Below are 16048 nucleotides of genomic sequence, written 5' to 3' on the forward strand. Positions count from 1 at the left end.
AAGAACATATAAGAAGAGCACCTAAACGTGAATCAAAATTGACAAATTCAGATATAAAACTAGCATTAAAAAACGCTAAATAAAAATAATATGAAAAAACATTAATTTAATAGAGAATAATATGATGAATCAATTTAATCGAAATTTATCAATTAAGAATTAGACATAAATTTAAAATTAAAGGAGGAAATAATATGGTTAAGTTAACTATAGATGGAATCCAAGTTGAAGCTGAGAAAGGTACAAGTGTATTACATGCAGCTGAAAGCGTTGGAATTAAAATACCTACGCTTTGCTATATAAAAGATTTATTACCAGATGGTTCTTGTAGAATGTGTATGGTAGAAATAGAAAGCAGGGGTAGAACAAAAATGGAAACTGCTTGTACTGCACAAGTTTCTGAGGGACTTGTTGTAACTACAAACAGTGAAAAAGTAAGAAATGCAAGAAGGAATATTCTTGATATGTTACTTTCAAATCATAAAACTGACTGTTTCTCTTGTCCATCAAATGGAGATTGTAAACTTCAAGAATTATGTTTTGAATATGGAATAGAAAGAACTACTTATAGTGGTGAACAAACTGAATTACCAATAGACGACTCTAATAAATTTTTCACATATAATCCAAACCTTTGTATTTTATGTCATAGATGTGTAAACACTTGTCATAAAGTAGTAGGACGTGGGGCAATCGATACTATGGAAAGAGGATTTGATTCAGCAATCGGAACTCCATTCCATATAGATTGGGCAGATACTAATTGTGAATCATGTGGTAACTGCGTTCAAGCTTGCCCAACAGGCGCTCTTACTATGAAGAGAAGAAAAAATTATCGTAAATATCAAATAGATAAAAAAGTATTAACAACTTGTCCACACTGTGCAACAGGATGTCAATATTATCTATTAGTTAAAGATAATAGAATAGTAGATGTTGAAGGTGCAAATGGTGCATCAAATAAAGGTTTATTATGTGTAAAAGGTCGTTCAGCAAGTTTTGATTTTGTTCACTCAGGAGATAGAATAAAATATCCTTTAATTAAAAATAAAGAAACAGGAGAATTTGAAAGAGCTACTTGGGATGAAGCATTAGACTTAGTAGCAACAAAATTCTTAGATATAAAGAAAAATTATGGAACAGATGCGTTGGCTGGTTTTGCATGTTCTCGTTCAACAAATGAAGATATTTATATGATGCAAAAGCTAGTTCGTTGTGGATTTGGTAACAACAACGTAGACAACTGTGCTCGTGTCTGACATTCTCCATCTGTCGCAGGTCTTGCGATGACACTAGGCTCAGGAGCCATGACTAATACAATAGCAGATACAACAGGAGAATCAGATTTAATTATGTTAGTTGGATCAAATCCAGAAGAAGCACATCCAGTTATAGGTATGCAAATACGTCAAGCTGTTCAAAGAGGATGTAAACTTATAGTAGTTGACCCTCGTGATATAGATTTGGCTAAAAAAGCTGATGTGCATATAAAATTAAAACCTGGAACAAACGTTGCATTTGCTAATGGTATAATGCATGTAATCATAGAAGAAGGACTTCAAGATTCAGATTTTATAAATTCTCGTACTGAAGGTTACGAAGAGCTAAAAGAAATAGTTAAGGATTATACTCCAGAGAGAGTAGCTGAAATATGCAATATAGATCCTGATGATTTAAGAAAAGCAGCAATAATGTATGCTAAAGCTGACAAAGCACCAATTATGTACTGTTTAGGTGTTACAGAACATTCAACTGGTACAGAGGGTGTTATGTCAATGTCAAATATGGCTATGTTAGTTGGAAAATTAGGTAGAAAAGGTTGTGGTGTTAACCCAATACGTGGTCAAAACAACGTACAAGGTGCTTGTGATATGGGTGCTATGCCTACTGATTTCCCTGGATACCAAAAAGTTAATAATCCAGAAGTACTAGCTAAATTTGAAAAAGCATGGGGCGTTAAATTAAATCCAAACCCAGGAATAAAAGCAACAGAAGTATTTCCAGCTGCTATAAAAGGTGATATAAAAGGTTTATATATCTTTGGTGAAGATCCAGTCGTAACTGATGCAGATACAAATCATATTATTAAAGCGTTAGAAAGTTTAGATTTCTTAGTAATGAGCGAATTGTTTATGACTGAAACAGCACAATATGCTGATGTTATATTACCAGGTGTAAGTTATGCTGAAAAAGAGGGAACATTCTCAAATACAGAAAGACGTGTCCAAAGAGTACGTAAAGCTGTACAATTAGAAGGCGAAATGAGATTAGATACAGACATATTTATAGATTTATTAAATAGAATGGGATATCCTCAACCTCATTTAACTTCTGCAGAAATAATGGATGAAGTAGCTTCATTAACTCCAAGTTTTGCTGGTATAAGCCATAAGAGACTTGATGAAGTTGGAAGTTTACAATGGCCATGTCCAAGCAAAGATCATCCAGGAACACCTATACTACATGTAGGTAAATTTGCAAGAGGATTAGGATATTTCTACCCAGCTGAATATGTTCCATCTGCTGAATTGCCAGATGATGAGTACCCATATATTCTTATGACTGGTCGTATATTATATCACTATACTACTAGAGCGATGACTGGTAGAACTCCAGAATTAATGGAAATAGCGGGTAAATCATTTATAGAAATGAATATAAAAGATGCCGATGCTCTAGGAATTAAAGATGGTGACAAAGTAAAAGTAGCATCAAGACGTGGTGAAATACAAACTACAGCTGTCGTTGGAACTAAAGTATCTCCAGGCGAAACTTGGATGCCATTCCACTTCCCAGATGGAAATGCTAACTGGTTAACAAATGCAGCTCTTGATAAATTTGCAAAAGCACCAGAATATAAAGTATGTGCTATAAAAATTGCAAAAGCATAAAGGCTGACTCAGTATAAAGTATGTTATAGATATAAAATAACGTATCCTTAAACATTAGTTTATTACATTAGAAAGTTGATGTAAATAGAAGGCACTCGATTAGAGATTTATATAAATTAAATTATTGCAGAAAGTATCACAGAAGATACTGTGATACTTTCCTAAAGATATAATTTGAGTTTTTATATGAATAAGGGGGAAATAAGATGGTACGTTTAACTATAGATGGAAAAGTCGTAGAAGCTAAAAAGGGAACATCTATTTTACATGCCGCAGAATCTGTTGGCATTAAAATACCTACTTTATGCTATATAGAGGATTTACTACCAGACGGTTCTTGTAGAATGTGTATGGTAGAAATCGAAAACAGAGGAAGAACAAAAATGGAGACTGCTTGTACTGCACAAGTTGGCGAAGGACTTGTTGTAACTACAAACAGTGAAAAAGTAAGAAATGCAAGAAAAAATATTTTAGATATGCTTTTATCTAACCATAAAACAGATTGTTTCTCTTGTAGAGCTAATGGGGATTGTAAATTCCAAGATTTATGTTATGAATATGGTGTATCAACAACAACTTATAAAGGGGAGCAAACTGAATTACCTATAGATGATAGTAATCCATTCTTCACATATAATCCAAATCTTTGCATTTTATGTCATAGATGTGTAAATACTTGTCACAAAATAGTAGGACGTGGGGCAATAGACACTATGGAAAGAGGTTTTGATTCAGTAATAGGAACTCCTTTCAATATACCTTGGAAAGAAACTATCTGTGAATCATGCGGTAACTGTGTTCAAGCTTGTCCAACAGGTGCCCTTACAATGAAGAGAAGAACAGAATATCGTCCATATCAAGTAGACAAAAAAGTATTAACAACTTGTCCACACTGTGCAACAGGATGCCAATACTACTTAGTTGTTAGAGATAATAAAGTAGTAGATGTTGAAGCGGCAAATGGAGCATCAAACAAAGGTTTATTATGTGTAAAAGGACGTTCAGGATGTTTTGACTTTGTTCATTCTCCAGATAGAATAAAATATCCTTTAATTAAAAACCATGAAACAGGAGAATTTGAAAGAGCTACTTGGGATGAAGCATTAGACTTAGTAGCATCAAAATTCTTAGAAATAAAAAGAAAATACGGTTCTGACGCATTAGCAGGATTTGCTTGCTCACGTTCACCAAATGAAGACTGCTACATGATGCAAAAATTAGTACGTTGTGCATTCGGAACAAATAACGTAGATAACTGTGCTCGTGTTTGTCACTCTGCATCAGTTGCTGGTTTAGCTATGACTTTAGGTTCAGGAGCTATGACTAACCCAATCGAAGACATAACTAAAAATCCAGACCTTATAATGTTAGTTGGATCAAATCCAGAAGAAGCACATCCAGTTGTAGGTATGCAAATACGTCAAGCTGTTCAAAGAGGATGCAAACTTATAGTAGTTGACCCTCGTGATATAGACTTAGCTAAAAAAGCTGATATACATTTAAAATTAAGACCAGGTACAAACGTAGCATTTGCTAATGGTATAATGCACGTAATTATAGAAGAAGGCCTTCAAGATATGGACTTCATAAATGAACGTACTGAAGGTTATGAAAAAATAAAAGAAATAGTAAAAGACTATACTCCAGAAAAAGTTGCAAAAATATGTCATATAGATCCTGACGATTTAAGAAAAGCAGCAATAATGTATGCTAAAGCAGACATGGCTCCAATAATCTATTGCCTAGGTGTAACAGAACATTCAACTGGTACAGAAGGTGTTATGTCAATGTCAAATATGGCATTATTAGTTGGTAAACTTGGTAGACCTGGTTGTGGAGTTAACCCTCTTCGTGGACAAAACAACGTACAAGGTGCTTGTGATATGGGAGCTTTACCAGGAGACTTCCCAGGATACCAAAAAGTTGCCAATCCTGAAGTATTAGCTAAATTTGAAAAAGCTTGGGGAACTAAATTAAATCCTAACCCAGGAACTCATGCAACAGACATATTCCCTGCTGCTATAAGAGGAGAAGTAAAAGGTCTTTATATATTTGGTGAAGACCCTGTCGTAACTGACCCAGATACTCATCACGTTATAAAAGCATTAGAAAGCTTAGACTTCTTTGTAATGAACGAATTATTTATGACAGAAACTGCACAATATGCAGATGTTATATTACCAGGTGTAAGTTATGCTGAAAAAGAAGGTACATTCTCTAATACAGAAAGACGTGTTCAAAGAGTACGTAAAGCTGTAGAATTAGACGGTGAAATGAGATTAGATACTGATATATTCACAGATATAATGAATAGAATGGGATATCCTCAACCACGCTTAACTTCAGCAGAAATAATGGATGAAATAGCATCAGTAACTCCAAGTTTTGCTGGTATAAGCCACGAAAGACTTGATAAAGAAGGTGGAATTCAATGGCCATGTACTTCTAAAGATCATCCAGGAACTCCAATAATGCACGTTGGTAAATTTACAAGAGGATTAGGTTGGTTCTATCCAGCTGAATATGTTCCATCTGCAGAATTACCAGATGATGAATACCCAACTATATTAATGACAGGACGTATATTATATCATTACACTACAAGAGCGATGACTGGTAGAACTCCTGGATTAATGGAGATAGCAGGCAAGTCATTTATAGAAATGAATATTGAAGATGCAGAAAAAATAGGAGTTAAAGATGGAGATAGAGTAAAAGTTTCTTCAAGACGTGGGGAAATAGAAACAACTGCTCGTGTAGGAACAAAAGTATCTCCAGGTGAAACTTGGATGCCATTCCACTTCCCAGATGGAAATGCAAACTGGTTAACAAATGCAGCACTTGATAAATATGCAAGAATACCAGAATATAAAGTTTGTGCTGTTAAAGTTGAAAAAGCATAAAGCTAGAATATAGTTGATTTTAGAAAAATTTATAAATATTAGAACAGAATATATATAAATAGGTGCCAGAACCTATATGATTAAATATAGGTTCTGGCTATTTCAATATATATGTATTTATAAGTATTATAAATTTCAAAATAAGGATTTTCTAATACTGAAAAAATACATTAGTTATGCTAGAATTAATTTAAAGTATCAAATAGATAGGGGTGATAGTTTTGGATATAGGGGCGCTAATTCTTATGGGTGGAAAGAATAGTAGAATGAACGGTAATGTAAAAGGCCTTCTAAAACTAAACAATATGACATTTCTAGAAAAAATCAAAGAAACTTTAGATGACTTTTCTAGCATATATTTATCTATAAATGACAAATTTTCAAAGAATCAAAAACAAGAATTCGAAAAAATGGGATTCAAATTAATAGAAGATATTTATAAAGAAATTGGACCATTGGGAGGTATATATTCATCTTTATTAAATTGTAAAGAGGAATATCTCTTTATAACAGCATGTGATATGCCTTTTATTACAAAGAAAAATATAAAAGAGTTATGTGACAATATCAATAAAGATATAGATATAGCAGTTTTTTGTGATAAAGATGAAAGACTATATCCACTATGTGCTATATACTCTAAGAAAGTAATTCCAATTATAGAAGAAATGATAAAGCAGAAAAATTATAAGTTGAGCTATTTAATAGATAAGAGTAACTTTGTCAAAATAAATATAGAAGATACTGATATAGAATTAGAGACATTAAGTAATATAAATACACCACAGGAATATGATTCATTAAAAAATAAAATTTAATATTCTCCGAGCAAAAGTATCTAAGGGAAAACTATGATACTGAGCCAAGTAATTTAAAAATTACTTCAGGTTATGATGGAAACGTTGTAGCCATCCGTTATTTGAGAAGGGGAAACTATCAAAGGTAGCGTAATACCTTTATTAGCTATATTTTCTATTTTCAAATTAATAGATTATATAGCAATTTTTTTTAGGGAGGAAACATGATATGGTAGGGATAGAACTTGAATTAGCGATAGAGTTAATTTGTGATTCCGTTAAAAGTATAAACGATATAGAAGAAGTTAGTATAGAGAAAGCTAGGGGGAGAATTATAGGTGAAGATATAATTGCTCCAATTAATCAACCTCCATTTGATCGTTCTCCATTAGATGGTTATGCCTTGAATTCAGAAGATATTACAGGTGCAAGTAAAAAAAATCCTATAAAATTAAAAGTTATAGATGAGATTTGTGCCGGGGGATATACTCATAAAGAAGTAGGTAAAAATGAAACAATTAGAATAATGACAGGTGCAAAAATTCCAAAGGGATGTGATTGTGTCATAAGGCAGGAATCTACTGATTATGGAATGGAAATAGTAGAAATTTATCAAGAAGTAAAGCATCATCAAAATTATTGTTTTGAAGGTGAAGATATTACAAAGGGCAGTAAATTAATAAACTTAGGAGAAAAATTAAGTTATATACATATAGGAATAATAGCATCTATGGGATATGAAAAAGTTAAAGTCATCAGACGACCAAAAGTAGCTTTAATAAGTACTGGGGATGAAGTTATTTGCGGTGGAAAACCTCTTACAGAAGGGAAAATATATGATAGTAATAGAAGAATGATAGCATCTAGATTAGAGGAACTAGGATGTGAAGTTGTTGTTGCAGAAGTAATGGGAGATGATGAAAATTTAATTGCAAATGAAATTAAAGAAATTATCAAAAATGTAGATGTAGTTTTCACTACGGGTGGAGTTTCAGTTGGAAAAAAAGATATTATGCATCAAGTAATAAAAATATTAGATGCAAAAAGAGTATTTTGGAGAGTAAACATGAAACCAGGAACACCAGCTATATATGTACTTTATGAAAATAAGCCATTACTATGTTTATCTGGAAATCCATTTGCTGCAATAGCCACATTTGAACTTATGGGCAAACAACTATTATATAAGTTGGGACAAGACCCAGATTTAAAAGAAGTAAGAAAAGAAGCTGTATTACAAGATGAGTTTTTAAAAGAAAGCAGAGGAAGAAGATTAATAAGGGCGACTTATGATGAAGGAAAGGTATATCTTCCAAAAGGAGGACATTCATCAGGAATGCTTGGTTCAATGATAGGATGTAATTGCTTGATAGATATAAAACCAGGCACACCTAAATTAGATAAAGGAGAAAAGGTACAAGTTGTACTTTTATAAATCCAATAGGAGAATTTTTTAAGTATATGACAAAAAGAAATAAGTTAAAACAGCAAGTGATTATTGCAATATGTGGGGTTAAGAATTCGGGAAAAACTACATTAATAACAAAATTAATACAAAAGTTTAATAGTTTGGGATATAATGTAGCTACAATAAAACATGATGGTCATGATTTTAATGCGGATATAGAAGGGACTGATTCTTACAAACATAAACAAGCTGGTGCATATGGAACAGCTGTCTTTTCAAGAAATAAGTTTTTAGTAGTTAAGGAACAAAAAGAAACTAACGAACAAGAATTGATAGATTTATTTCCAGAGGCAGATATAATATTTTTAGAAGGATTTAAAAAATCTACTTATCCAAAGATAGAGATAATAAGAAATAATAATTCATATGAATCTGTCTGTAATAAAGAGAATTTAATTGCAATTGCATCAGATATAAACGTTGAAAATAATATAAAAAATTTAGATATAGATAAACCAATAATTAATTTAAATAATATAGAAGAGATTGTTGAAAAAATAATTCAGTATATTGAAGTGAAATAGGAGATGATTTTATGAAATGTGTTAAGACTCAAGACGCGGTAGGGCATGTTCTTTGCCACGATATAACTCAAATTATAAAGGATGTAAAAAAAGGTACAGCTTTTAGAAAAGGACATATAGTAACAGAAGAGGACATTCCTGTTTTACTATCATTAGGAAAAGATAATCTATATATATGGGAAAAGAAAGAAGGTATACTTCACGAAAATGAGGCGGCTGAATATTTAAGAGATATATGTATAAATGAAAATATGAGCCAATCAGAAGTAAAAGAAGGAAAAATAGAAATAATAGCAGAAATAGATGGACTTTTAAAAATCAATGTAGAAAGTTTAAGGGCAGTAAATAGTTTGGGAGAGATGATGATAGCAACTCGACACACAAATACTACTGTTAAAAAAGGTGATAAACTTGCAGGAACAAGAATAATACCACTTCTAATAGAACAAGAGAAGATGGAAAAAGCGAAAGAAGTTGCAGGAAACTCACCAATATTATCATTAATGCCGTTTAAAAAGAAAAAAGTAGGTATAGTTACAACAGGAAATGAAGTTTTTTATGGAAGAATAAAAGATACTTTTGGACCAGTAGTAGCTGAAAAAGTTAAAGAATTTGAGGCAGAGGTAATCGGTCAAACAATCGTAAATGATGACATGGAAAAAATAGCGAAAGCAACAGAATCATTCATAGAGCAAGGTGCAGATATGGTATTATGCACAGGAGGTATGAGTGTAGATCCTGATGATAAGACACCAGGAGCAATAAAAAGCACAGGAGCGAGAATAGTTTCTTATGGAGCTCCAGTACTTCCAGGAGCAATGATGTTACTTGCTTATTATAAAAAAGATGAAAAAGAAATTCCAATCGTAGGATTACCAGGATGTGTAATGTATTCTAAAAGAACAGTATTTGACTTAGTTTTACCAAGACTTATGGCTGATGATATGGTTACAAGCGACGATTTAGCTGGATTAGGATTAGGTGGATTATGCTTAAGTTGTGATATATGCACATTCCCTAACTGTGGATTTGGAAAGGGAGTATAAGATGGCAGAAAAATTAAATCACTTTGATCAACATGGAAATGCAGTTATGGTAGATGTTACAGATAAAAATGTAACAGAAAGAGAAGCTATAGCAACAGGAAAAATATTTGTATGTGATGAAACATATGAAAGAATTATAAATGGAAATATGGCAAAAGGAGATGTCCTTGCAGTTGCTAGAGTGGCTGGAATTATGGCGACTAAAAAAACATCAGAACTAATACCAATGTGTCATCCATTAATGTTAACAAAGGCAAAAGTAGACTTTGAATTTAATGAAGAAGAAAAAAGTATAAGTGCTACATGTCTTGTGAAATTAAGTGGGAAAACAGGGGTAGAAATGGAAGCTCTTACAGGTGTAAATGTTGCACTTTTAACTATTTATGATATGTGTAAAGCTATTGATAAAGGAATGGTTATTTCAGATGTGCATTTAGTAAAAAAATCTGGTGGAAAGAGCGGAGATTTTTACTTTAATGAATAAAAATAGTTACATAAACCAAGAGAAAAATTTACATAATAATATACCTGAAAGTGGGAATGAAATATGTTAGATAAATTAAATAGAAAGATTGATTATCTTAGAATATCTGTAATAGATAGATGTAATTTAAGATGCGTTTACTGTATGCCAGAAGAAGGTTTAGAGAGCATCCCACATGAAGAAATTCTTACTTATGAAGAAATTTTAAGAATTTGTGAAACTGTATCACAATTAGGAATTAAAAAAATTAAAATAACAGGTGGAGAACCTTTAGTCAGAAAAGATATTGTAAATTTAATTAGAGATATAAAAAATCTAGATAAAATAGAGCAAGTAACTTTGACTACTAATGGAATACTGCTTTACGATATGTTGGATGATTTATATGATGCTGGAATTGATGCAATTAATATAAGTTTAGATACTTTGAAAGAAGATAACTTTAAACAAATTACTAGAAGAGATGGGCTTGAAAAAGTACTCATGGCTATAGATAAAGCATATAATTTAGGTATTCGAGTTAAGATAAATTGTCTAGCAATTAGAGATTTTAATATAAATGAACTTGCTGATATCGCAAATTTTGCAAAAGATAGAGAAATCGATGTTAGATTCATAGAATTGATGCCGATTGGATTTGGGAAAAAATATACTCAAATAGACAATGATGAAATACTTTCAATTTTAGAAAGTAATTTTGGAACATTTGAACCAGTAACTGAAAAGAGAGGAAATGGTCCAGCTAAATATTATAAAAATAAAGATATGAAAGGATGTATAGGTTTTATCAGTGCTATAAGTCATGAGTTTTGTGAATCATGCAATAGAATAAGACTTACATCTAATGGATTTTTAAAATTATGTCTTCATTACAATAAAGGAATTGATTTAAAAGCGCCTATAAGAAGTGGAATAAGTGATGAAGATTTAAAAGTATTAATTCATGATACTATATGGAATAAACCATTAAGCCATAAGTTTGGACATACTAACGGAGAAAAAGATATCGAAGTTAAAAATATGGTTCAAATAGGCGGATAGATATTTAAATAATTAAAAATTTGGATAAAAATTAAGGAGAGATTGGCAATGGGAAGAATCGTAAATGTATGTATAAGTGAAAAAAAAGGAACTCAAAAACATCCAATAGACGAAGGGGAATTTATAGTTGAATTTGGACTAAAAGGTGATGCACATGCTGGAAAATGGCATAGACAAGTTAGTTTACTTTCATTTGAAAAAGTAGAAGAATTTAATGCTAGAGGAGCAGGTGTCAAACCAGGTGCTTTCGGAGAAAATTTATTGGTTGAAGGTTGGGACTTAAAAACAATACCAGTAGGAACTAAGTTTAGATGTAATGATGTTTTATTAGAAATAACTCAAATCGGAAAAGAATGTCACCATGGATGTGAAATATTCCAAAAGATGGGCGACTGTATCATGCCTAGAAATGGGATATTTGCAAGAGTATTAGAAGGTGGAAAAATTAAGCCAGGAGATCAAATAGAAATAGTAGAATAGAAGGTGGATAATATGTATAGAGTTGGAATTATAACTGCAAGTGATAAAGGTTCGCGTGGGGAAAGAGTAGACGAAAGTGGAGCTAAAATAAAAGAAATCGTTGGAGAATTCGGATATGAAGTTAAATTCTACAGAGTACTTCCAGATGACAAAGAAGTTTTAGCAGAAGAGATGAAAAATTTATGCGATAACAACGAAGTAGACTTAATTCTTACGACAGGGGGAACAGGATTTTCAAAAAGAGATAACACTCCAGAAGCTACACTATTAATAGCTGAAAAATTGGTGCCAGGAATATCAGAAGCTATAAGAGCTTATAGCATGCAATTTACTAAAAAAGCAATGCTTAGTAGAGCAGTTTCAGTAATAAGAAAATCTACATTAATTATAAATATGCCGGGAAGTCCTAAAGCCGTAAAAGAATGTATGGAATGTTTAATGCCAGCTCTTGAACATGGATTAGATATATTAACTGGTGAGGCTAGCGAATGTGCTAGAAAATAGATGTAATTATTTGAACAGGGGTCCAATATAAATACAGGGTTATATTGGACCTAATTATGGGTTTCAAATCTTTATAAAAATAAAGGGTTTGACGAATATAGAGTTATTTATGTTGATGATAAAATATACAGGCTTGTATTAAATACTTTCCTAAATATAATCCCATAACTGTATGATATTATTTTACATTGAAAATTGCGGTTGTTATAACAACTAAAAAATTGAATTATATTTAAAATATGATAATTTATAGTTATTAAATTTTAGATATATAAAACAAAAAAGTATGCCATTTATATGTATAGATGGCATACTTTTTTGCTTTATAATGGCGGGAAAGGGTGGGAATCGAACCCACCTAAGAGGCTCCTAACCCCTCGTACTAGTTTTGAAGACTAGAGAGAACACCAGAACTCATCCTCCCCCAAGATATATTTTATTGTGATAGTTATATCACTATTTAATAATAACAAGTTATAATTTAAATTTCAACTTTATTTCCATAAAATGTAATAAAATGTGTGGAATTAAGTATTATTATGTAAAATAAGCTATAATTATTATATGAAAAAAGAATATAACTACAGGGGGGATTGGCTTGAATAAGGGGAAGATTTTATCAAAATTGCCTTCAGTTGACAAAGTGCTGTCAAATTATAAAATAGAAGATTTATTAAATAATTATCCGAGACAATTAGTATTAGAATCGATAAGAGAAATAATTGAATTAAAGAGAAAAGAAATTATAAATTTAGATGAAGATAGTTTAAGTTTATTTGATATAAAGGAAGAAACTTTAGTTGATGATATAATCAATTCTACAAAAAATAAATTCCAATTATCTATTAAGAGGGTTATAAATGGAACGGGTATAGTTATACATACTAACCTAGGTCGTTCTAAATTAAGCCCAAAAGTAAAAGAAGAGTTAATTCAAATTGGTTTTGGATATTCAAATTTAGAATACAACTTGTCAAAAGGGAAAAGAGGCTCTAGGTATGACCATCTAGTCGATATAATAAAACAATTAACTGGGGCAGAAGACGTATTAATTGTAAATAATAATGCAGCGGCAGTATTATTAGTTTTAAATACAATGGCAAAGGACGGCGAAGTAGTTGTTTCACGAGGTGAACTTGTTGAAGTTGGAGGCAGTTTTAGAATTTCAAGCATAATGGAAATTGGTAGTGGGAGATTAGTTGAGGTCGGCTCAACTAATAAAACTCATATACAAGATTATAAAGATGCCATAAGTGAAAATACGAAGGCGATAATGAAGGTACATACTAGCAATTATCGTATTTTAGGATTTACTGAATCTGTTGAGATAGATGAATTAAAAAGACAAGAAGAGTTTAAAGATATACCGATTATTGAAGATTTAGGAAGTGGAGTATTTATCGATTTATCTAAATATGGGTTATCATATGAACCTACTGTAATAGATTCTATAAAAAAGGGTGCAGATGTAGTTACATTTAGTGGAGACAAAATGCTAGGCGGACCACAGGCTGGAATTATAGTTGGGAAGAAAAAATATATAGAAAAAATGAAAAAGAATCAATTAACAAGAGCGCTTCGAGTAGATAAAATGACAATAGCAGCTTTAGAAGCTACATTGAGAATATATTTAGATGAAGAAGATGCAATAAAAAGTATACCGACATTGAGGATGATAACTTATAGCATAGAAGAACTAGAAATAAAAGCGACGATACTTTTAAGTAAAATAATAGATTTGAATATAGATGCAGAAGTTGAAAAAGAAAAAGGGATATCTCAAGTTGGAGGTGGTTCCATGCCACTAGAAAGATTAGATACATATGTCATAACAATAAAGCCGAATAAATTTAGTGTATCTTATCTTGAAAAGAGACTTAGAAATAGTGAGTCTCATATAATTGGAAGAATAAACGAAGATAAATATATCTTAGATGTTAGAACGATAGAAAAAGATGAATTTGATTTTATAATAAAAGAATTAAAAGATATTTTTAACTAATAGCTTAGGGGGATATTCTTGATATGAAGAATGTAATTTTGGGAACAGCAGGACATATAGATCACGGAAAAACAACATTAATAAAAGCTTTAACAGGTAGAGAGACAGATAATTTAAAAGAAGAAAAGCAAAGGGGAATATCTATCAATTTAGGATTTACATACTTTGATTTGCCGAGCAAAAAAAGAGTCGGAATAGTAGATGTGCCTGGTCATGAAAAATTTATAAAAAATATGTTGGCAGGTGCATGTGGAATAGATATAGTTTTGCTTGTAGTGGCTGCTGACGAAGGAGTAATGCCTCAAACTGTTGAACATCTAGATATCTTAAACTACTTAGGTGTAAAAAAAGGAATAATAGTTTTGACTAAATGCGATTTAGTAGATGAAGATTTTATCTCTTTAGTAAAAGATGAAGTCAAAGAAAAGACAAAGGGTTTATTTATAGAAAATGCACCGATTGTAGAAGTTGATTCAGTATCAGGAAGAGGATTAGAAGAATTAGTCAAAAAAATTGATGAAATTAGTGAAGATATAGAAGAAAAGAAAATTGATGCACCAGCAAGAATGAGTATAGATAGGGTATTTTCATTAAAAGGTTTCGGAACAATTGTAACAGGAACTTTAATCGAAGGAAAAATATCTATTGATGATGAGATGACGATATATCCTAGTGAAAAAAAGGTAAAGGTAAGAAATTTACAAGTACATGGTTGTGATGTTAAAACTGCATATGCAGGACAAAGAACAGCAATAAATTTATCTAATATAAAAGTTAGTGAAATTCAAAGAGGAGATGTAATTGCTGAGACTGGTTCTGTTGAAGAATCTATGATGATAGATGTAAATATATCATTAGTTGAACATTGCAAAAAGAGTTTAAAACATTGGGATAGAATAAGAGTATTCCATGGTACAAAACAAATATTATGCAGAATTGTTCCATTAAATGAAGATGAAATACCTTATGGAGAAAGTGGATATGCCCAGCTAAGATTAGAAGAAAAAATAGTAGCTAAGAAAGTTGATAGATTTATAATTAGATCTTATTCACCGATGGATACGATTGGTGGAGGTATAATTATTGATACAGCACCCAAAAAACATAAGATATATGACGAAAGTGTTATTGAAACATTAAAAATAAAAGAAAAAGGCGAGCTAAAAGACATAATAGAAGAATATCTAAAATTAAATTTATCAAACTATATTACATTAAAAGATTTAATTAGCTATACTGGAGATAAAGAAGAATATGTTAAAGAGGGGCTTGATGTTTTAATAAAAGAAAATAAAGTAATACCCGTAAATAAATATTATCTACATATAAGTCATTATAATAAACTTAAAGATAAGACGATGGATATTTTAAATAAGTATCATAAACAGTATAGACTTAGAAAGGGAATTTTGAAGGAAGAACTTAGGTCTAGGGTTGATAGTAAACTTAAAGTAAAAGATATGGACATCATCTTAAATAAAATGGCTGAAGATAAACAGATAAAAGTAAGGGACAACTTAGTTTCAAATTATGAATTTGAAGTTGTATTTAATCAAAAACAATTATCCATAAAGAAAGAAATTGAAAATATAACTAGAAAAAATAAACTAAGCTGTTTAGTTACAAAAGATGAAATATGTAATAAAAATAAGTTTTATGAAGAAGTTTTGGAAGCATTAATAGGCGATACAATTCAGAAACTAGACGATACATACTATGTTGATAAAGATATATATGAAAATATGAAAAATGAGTTGATAAACTATCTGAAACAAAATAATCAAATAACAGTAGCTCAATTTAGGGATATTACAAATTCAAATAGAAAAACATCAATAGCTATACTAGAACATTTCGATAGAAATAGAATAACAAAAAGAATAGACGATAAAAGAGTTTTATATTAAT

General features: G+C 31.1%; 12 protein-coding genes, 1 tRNA gene and 1 riboswitch. Of the genes, 12 read left to right on the top strand and 1 reads right to left on the bottom strand.

Annotated elements, in window-relative coordinates; all coding sequences use genetic code 11:
• Window positions 1-194: 194 nt before the first annotated feature.
• The 10 genes from fdhF (I4U58_RS02775) to I4U58_RS02820 all read left to right on the top strand — a co-directional run bounded on the left by fdhF (I4U58_RS02775) (window position 195) and on the right by I4U58_RS02820 (window position 12138).
• Window positions 195-2891, top strand: coding sequence for a formate dehydrogenase subunit alpha (fdhF, locus tag I4U58_RS02775; protein WP_195929521.1), 2697 nt, complete (start codon window positions 195-197; stop codon window positions 2889-2891).
• A gap of 206 nt (window positions 2892-3097) precedes the next feature.
• Window positions 3098-5794, top strand: coding sequence for a formate dehydrogenase subunit alpha (fdhF, locus tag I4U58_RS02780; protein WP_195929522.1), 2697 nt, complete (start codon window positions 3098-3100; stop codon window positions 5792-5794).
• 212 nt (window positions 5795-6006) lie between these two features.
• The gene (locus I4U58_RS02785) at window positions 6007-6612 is read left to right on the top strand and encodes a molybdenum cofactor guanylyltransferase (RefSeq protein ID WP_295573582.1); all 606 of its coding nucleotides are present in this window, start codon (window positions 6007-6009) and stop codon (window positions 6610-6612) included.
• Window positions 6605-6740: riboswitch (molybdenum cofactor riboswitch) on the top strand. Its footprint overlaps the gene before it by 8 nt.
• Window positions 6741-6820: 80 nt before the next feature.
• A complete protein-coding gene (glp, locus tag I4U58_RS02790) occupies window positions 6821-8026 on the top strand; it encodes a gephyrin-like molybdotransferase Glp (RefSeq protein ID WP_195929524.1) in 1206 nt (401 codons plus the stop codon).
• 26 nt (window positions 8027-8052) lie between these two features.
• Window positions 8053-8583: a molybdopterin-guanine dinucleotide biosynthesis protein B gene (gene mobB / locus I4U58_RS02795; RefSeq protein WP_195929525.1), complete on the top strand. Its 531-nt coding sequence runs from the start codon at window positions 8053-8055 to the stop codon at window positions 8581-8583.
• Between the two features lie 11 nt (window positions 8584-8594).
• The gene (locus I4U58_RS02800; protein WP_195929526.1) at window positions 8595-9629 is read left to right on the top strand and encodes a molybdopterin-binding protein; all 1035 of its coding nucleotides are present in this window, start codon (window positions 8595-8597) and stop codon (window positions 9627-9629) included.
• Window position 9630: 1 nt separating this feature from the next.
• The gene (gene moaC, locus I4U58_RS02805; RefSeq protein WP_195929527.1) at window positions 9631-10113 is read left to right on the top strand and encodes a cyclic pyranopterin monophosphate synthase MoaC; all 483 of its coding nucleotides are present in this window, start codon (window positions 9631-9633) and stop codon (window positions 10111-10113) included.
• 63 nt (window positions 10114-10176) lie between these two features.
• Window positions 10177-11154: a GTP 3',8-cyclase MoaA gene (moaA, locus tag I4U58_RS02810; protein WP_195929528.1), complete on the top strand. Its 978-nt coding sequence runs from the start codon at window positions 10177-10179 to the stop codon at window positions 11152-11154.
• Between the two features lie 48 nt (window positions 11155-11202).
• On the top strand, window positions 11203-11634 hold the full coding sequence (locus I4U58_RS02815) for an MOSC domain-containing protein (RefSeq protein WP_195929529.1): 432 nt from the start codon (window positions 11203-11205) through the stop codon (window positions 11632-11634).
• Between the two features lie 12 nt (window positions 11635-11646).
• Complete coding sequence (locus I4U58_RS02820) at window positions 11647-12138, top strand: MogA/MoaB family molybdenum cofactor biosynthesis protein (protein WP_195929530.1); 492 nt, start codon at window positions 11647-11649, stop codon at window positions 12136-12138.
• Window positions 12139-12467: 329 nt separating this feature from the next.
• Here I4U58_RS02820 and I4U58_RS02825 read toward each other — a convergent pair.
• Window positions 12468-12564: transfer RNA gene (locus I4U58_RS02825), tRNA-Sec, on the bottom strand.
• Between the two features lie 172 nt (window positions 12565-12736).
• Between I4U58_RS02825 and selA the strand changes: the two genes are divergently transcribed.
• Together selA and selB are read left to right on the top strand one after the other, a co-directional pair.
• Window positions 12737-14140: an L-seryl-tRNA(Sec) selenium transferase gene (gene selA, locus I4U58_RS02830; RefSeq protein WP_195929531.1), complete on the top strand. Its 1404-nt coding sequence runs from the start codon at window positions 12737-12739 to the stop codon at window positions 14138-14140.
• Between the two features lie 23 nt (window positions 14141-14163).
• Entirely contained in the window at window positions 14164-16047 is a 1884-nt protein-coding gene (gene selB / locus I4U58_RS02835) for a selenocysteine-specific translation elongation factor (protein WP_195929532.1), read from the top strand.
• Window position 16048: the final 1 nt, after the last annotated feature.

This window comes from Clostridium sp. 1001270J_160509_D11 (assembly GCF_015667935.1).
Classification (GTDB): Bacteria; Bacillota; Clostridia; order Peptostreptococcales; family Peptostreptococcaceae; genus Intestinibacter.

Bases quoted from the DNA above. Each gene is read 5' to 3' on its own strand.
- moaA (WP_195929528.1), top strand. From the start codon at position 10,177: ATGTTAGATAAATTAAATAGAAAGATTGATTATCTTAGAATATCTGTA.
- I4U58_RS02815 (WP_195929529.1), top strand. From the start codon at position 11,203: ATGGGAAGAATCGTAAATGTATGTATAAGTGAAAAAAAAGGAACTCAA.
- mobB (WP_195929525.1), top strand. From the start codon at position 8,053: ATGACAAAAAGAAATAAGTTAAAACAGCAAGTGATTATTGCAATATGT.
- moaC (WP_195929527.1), top strand. From the start codon at position 9,631: ATGGCAGAAAAATTAAATCACTTTGATCAACATGGAAATGCAGTTATG.
- fdhF (WP_195929522.1), top strand. From the start codon at position 3,098: ATGGTACGTTTAACTATAGATGGAAAAGTCGTAGAAGCTAAAAAGGGA.
- I4U58_RS02820 (WP_195929530.1), top strand. From the start codon at position 11,647: ATGTATAGAGTTGGAATTATAACTGCAAGTGATAAAGGTTCGCGTGGG.
- glp (WP_195929524.1), top strand. From the start codon at position 6,821: ATGGTAGGGATAGAACTTGAATTAGCGATAGAGTTAATTTGTGATTCC.
- selB (WP_195929532.1), top strand. From the start codon at position 14,164: ATGAAGAATGTAATTTTGGGAACAGCAGGACATATAGATCACGGAAAA.
- I4U58_RS02800 (WP_195929526.1), top strand. From the start codon at position 8,595: ATGAAATGTGTTAAGACTCAAGACGCGGTAGGGCATGTTCTTTGCCAC.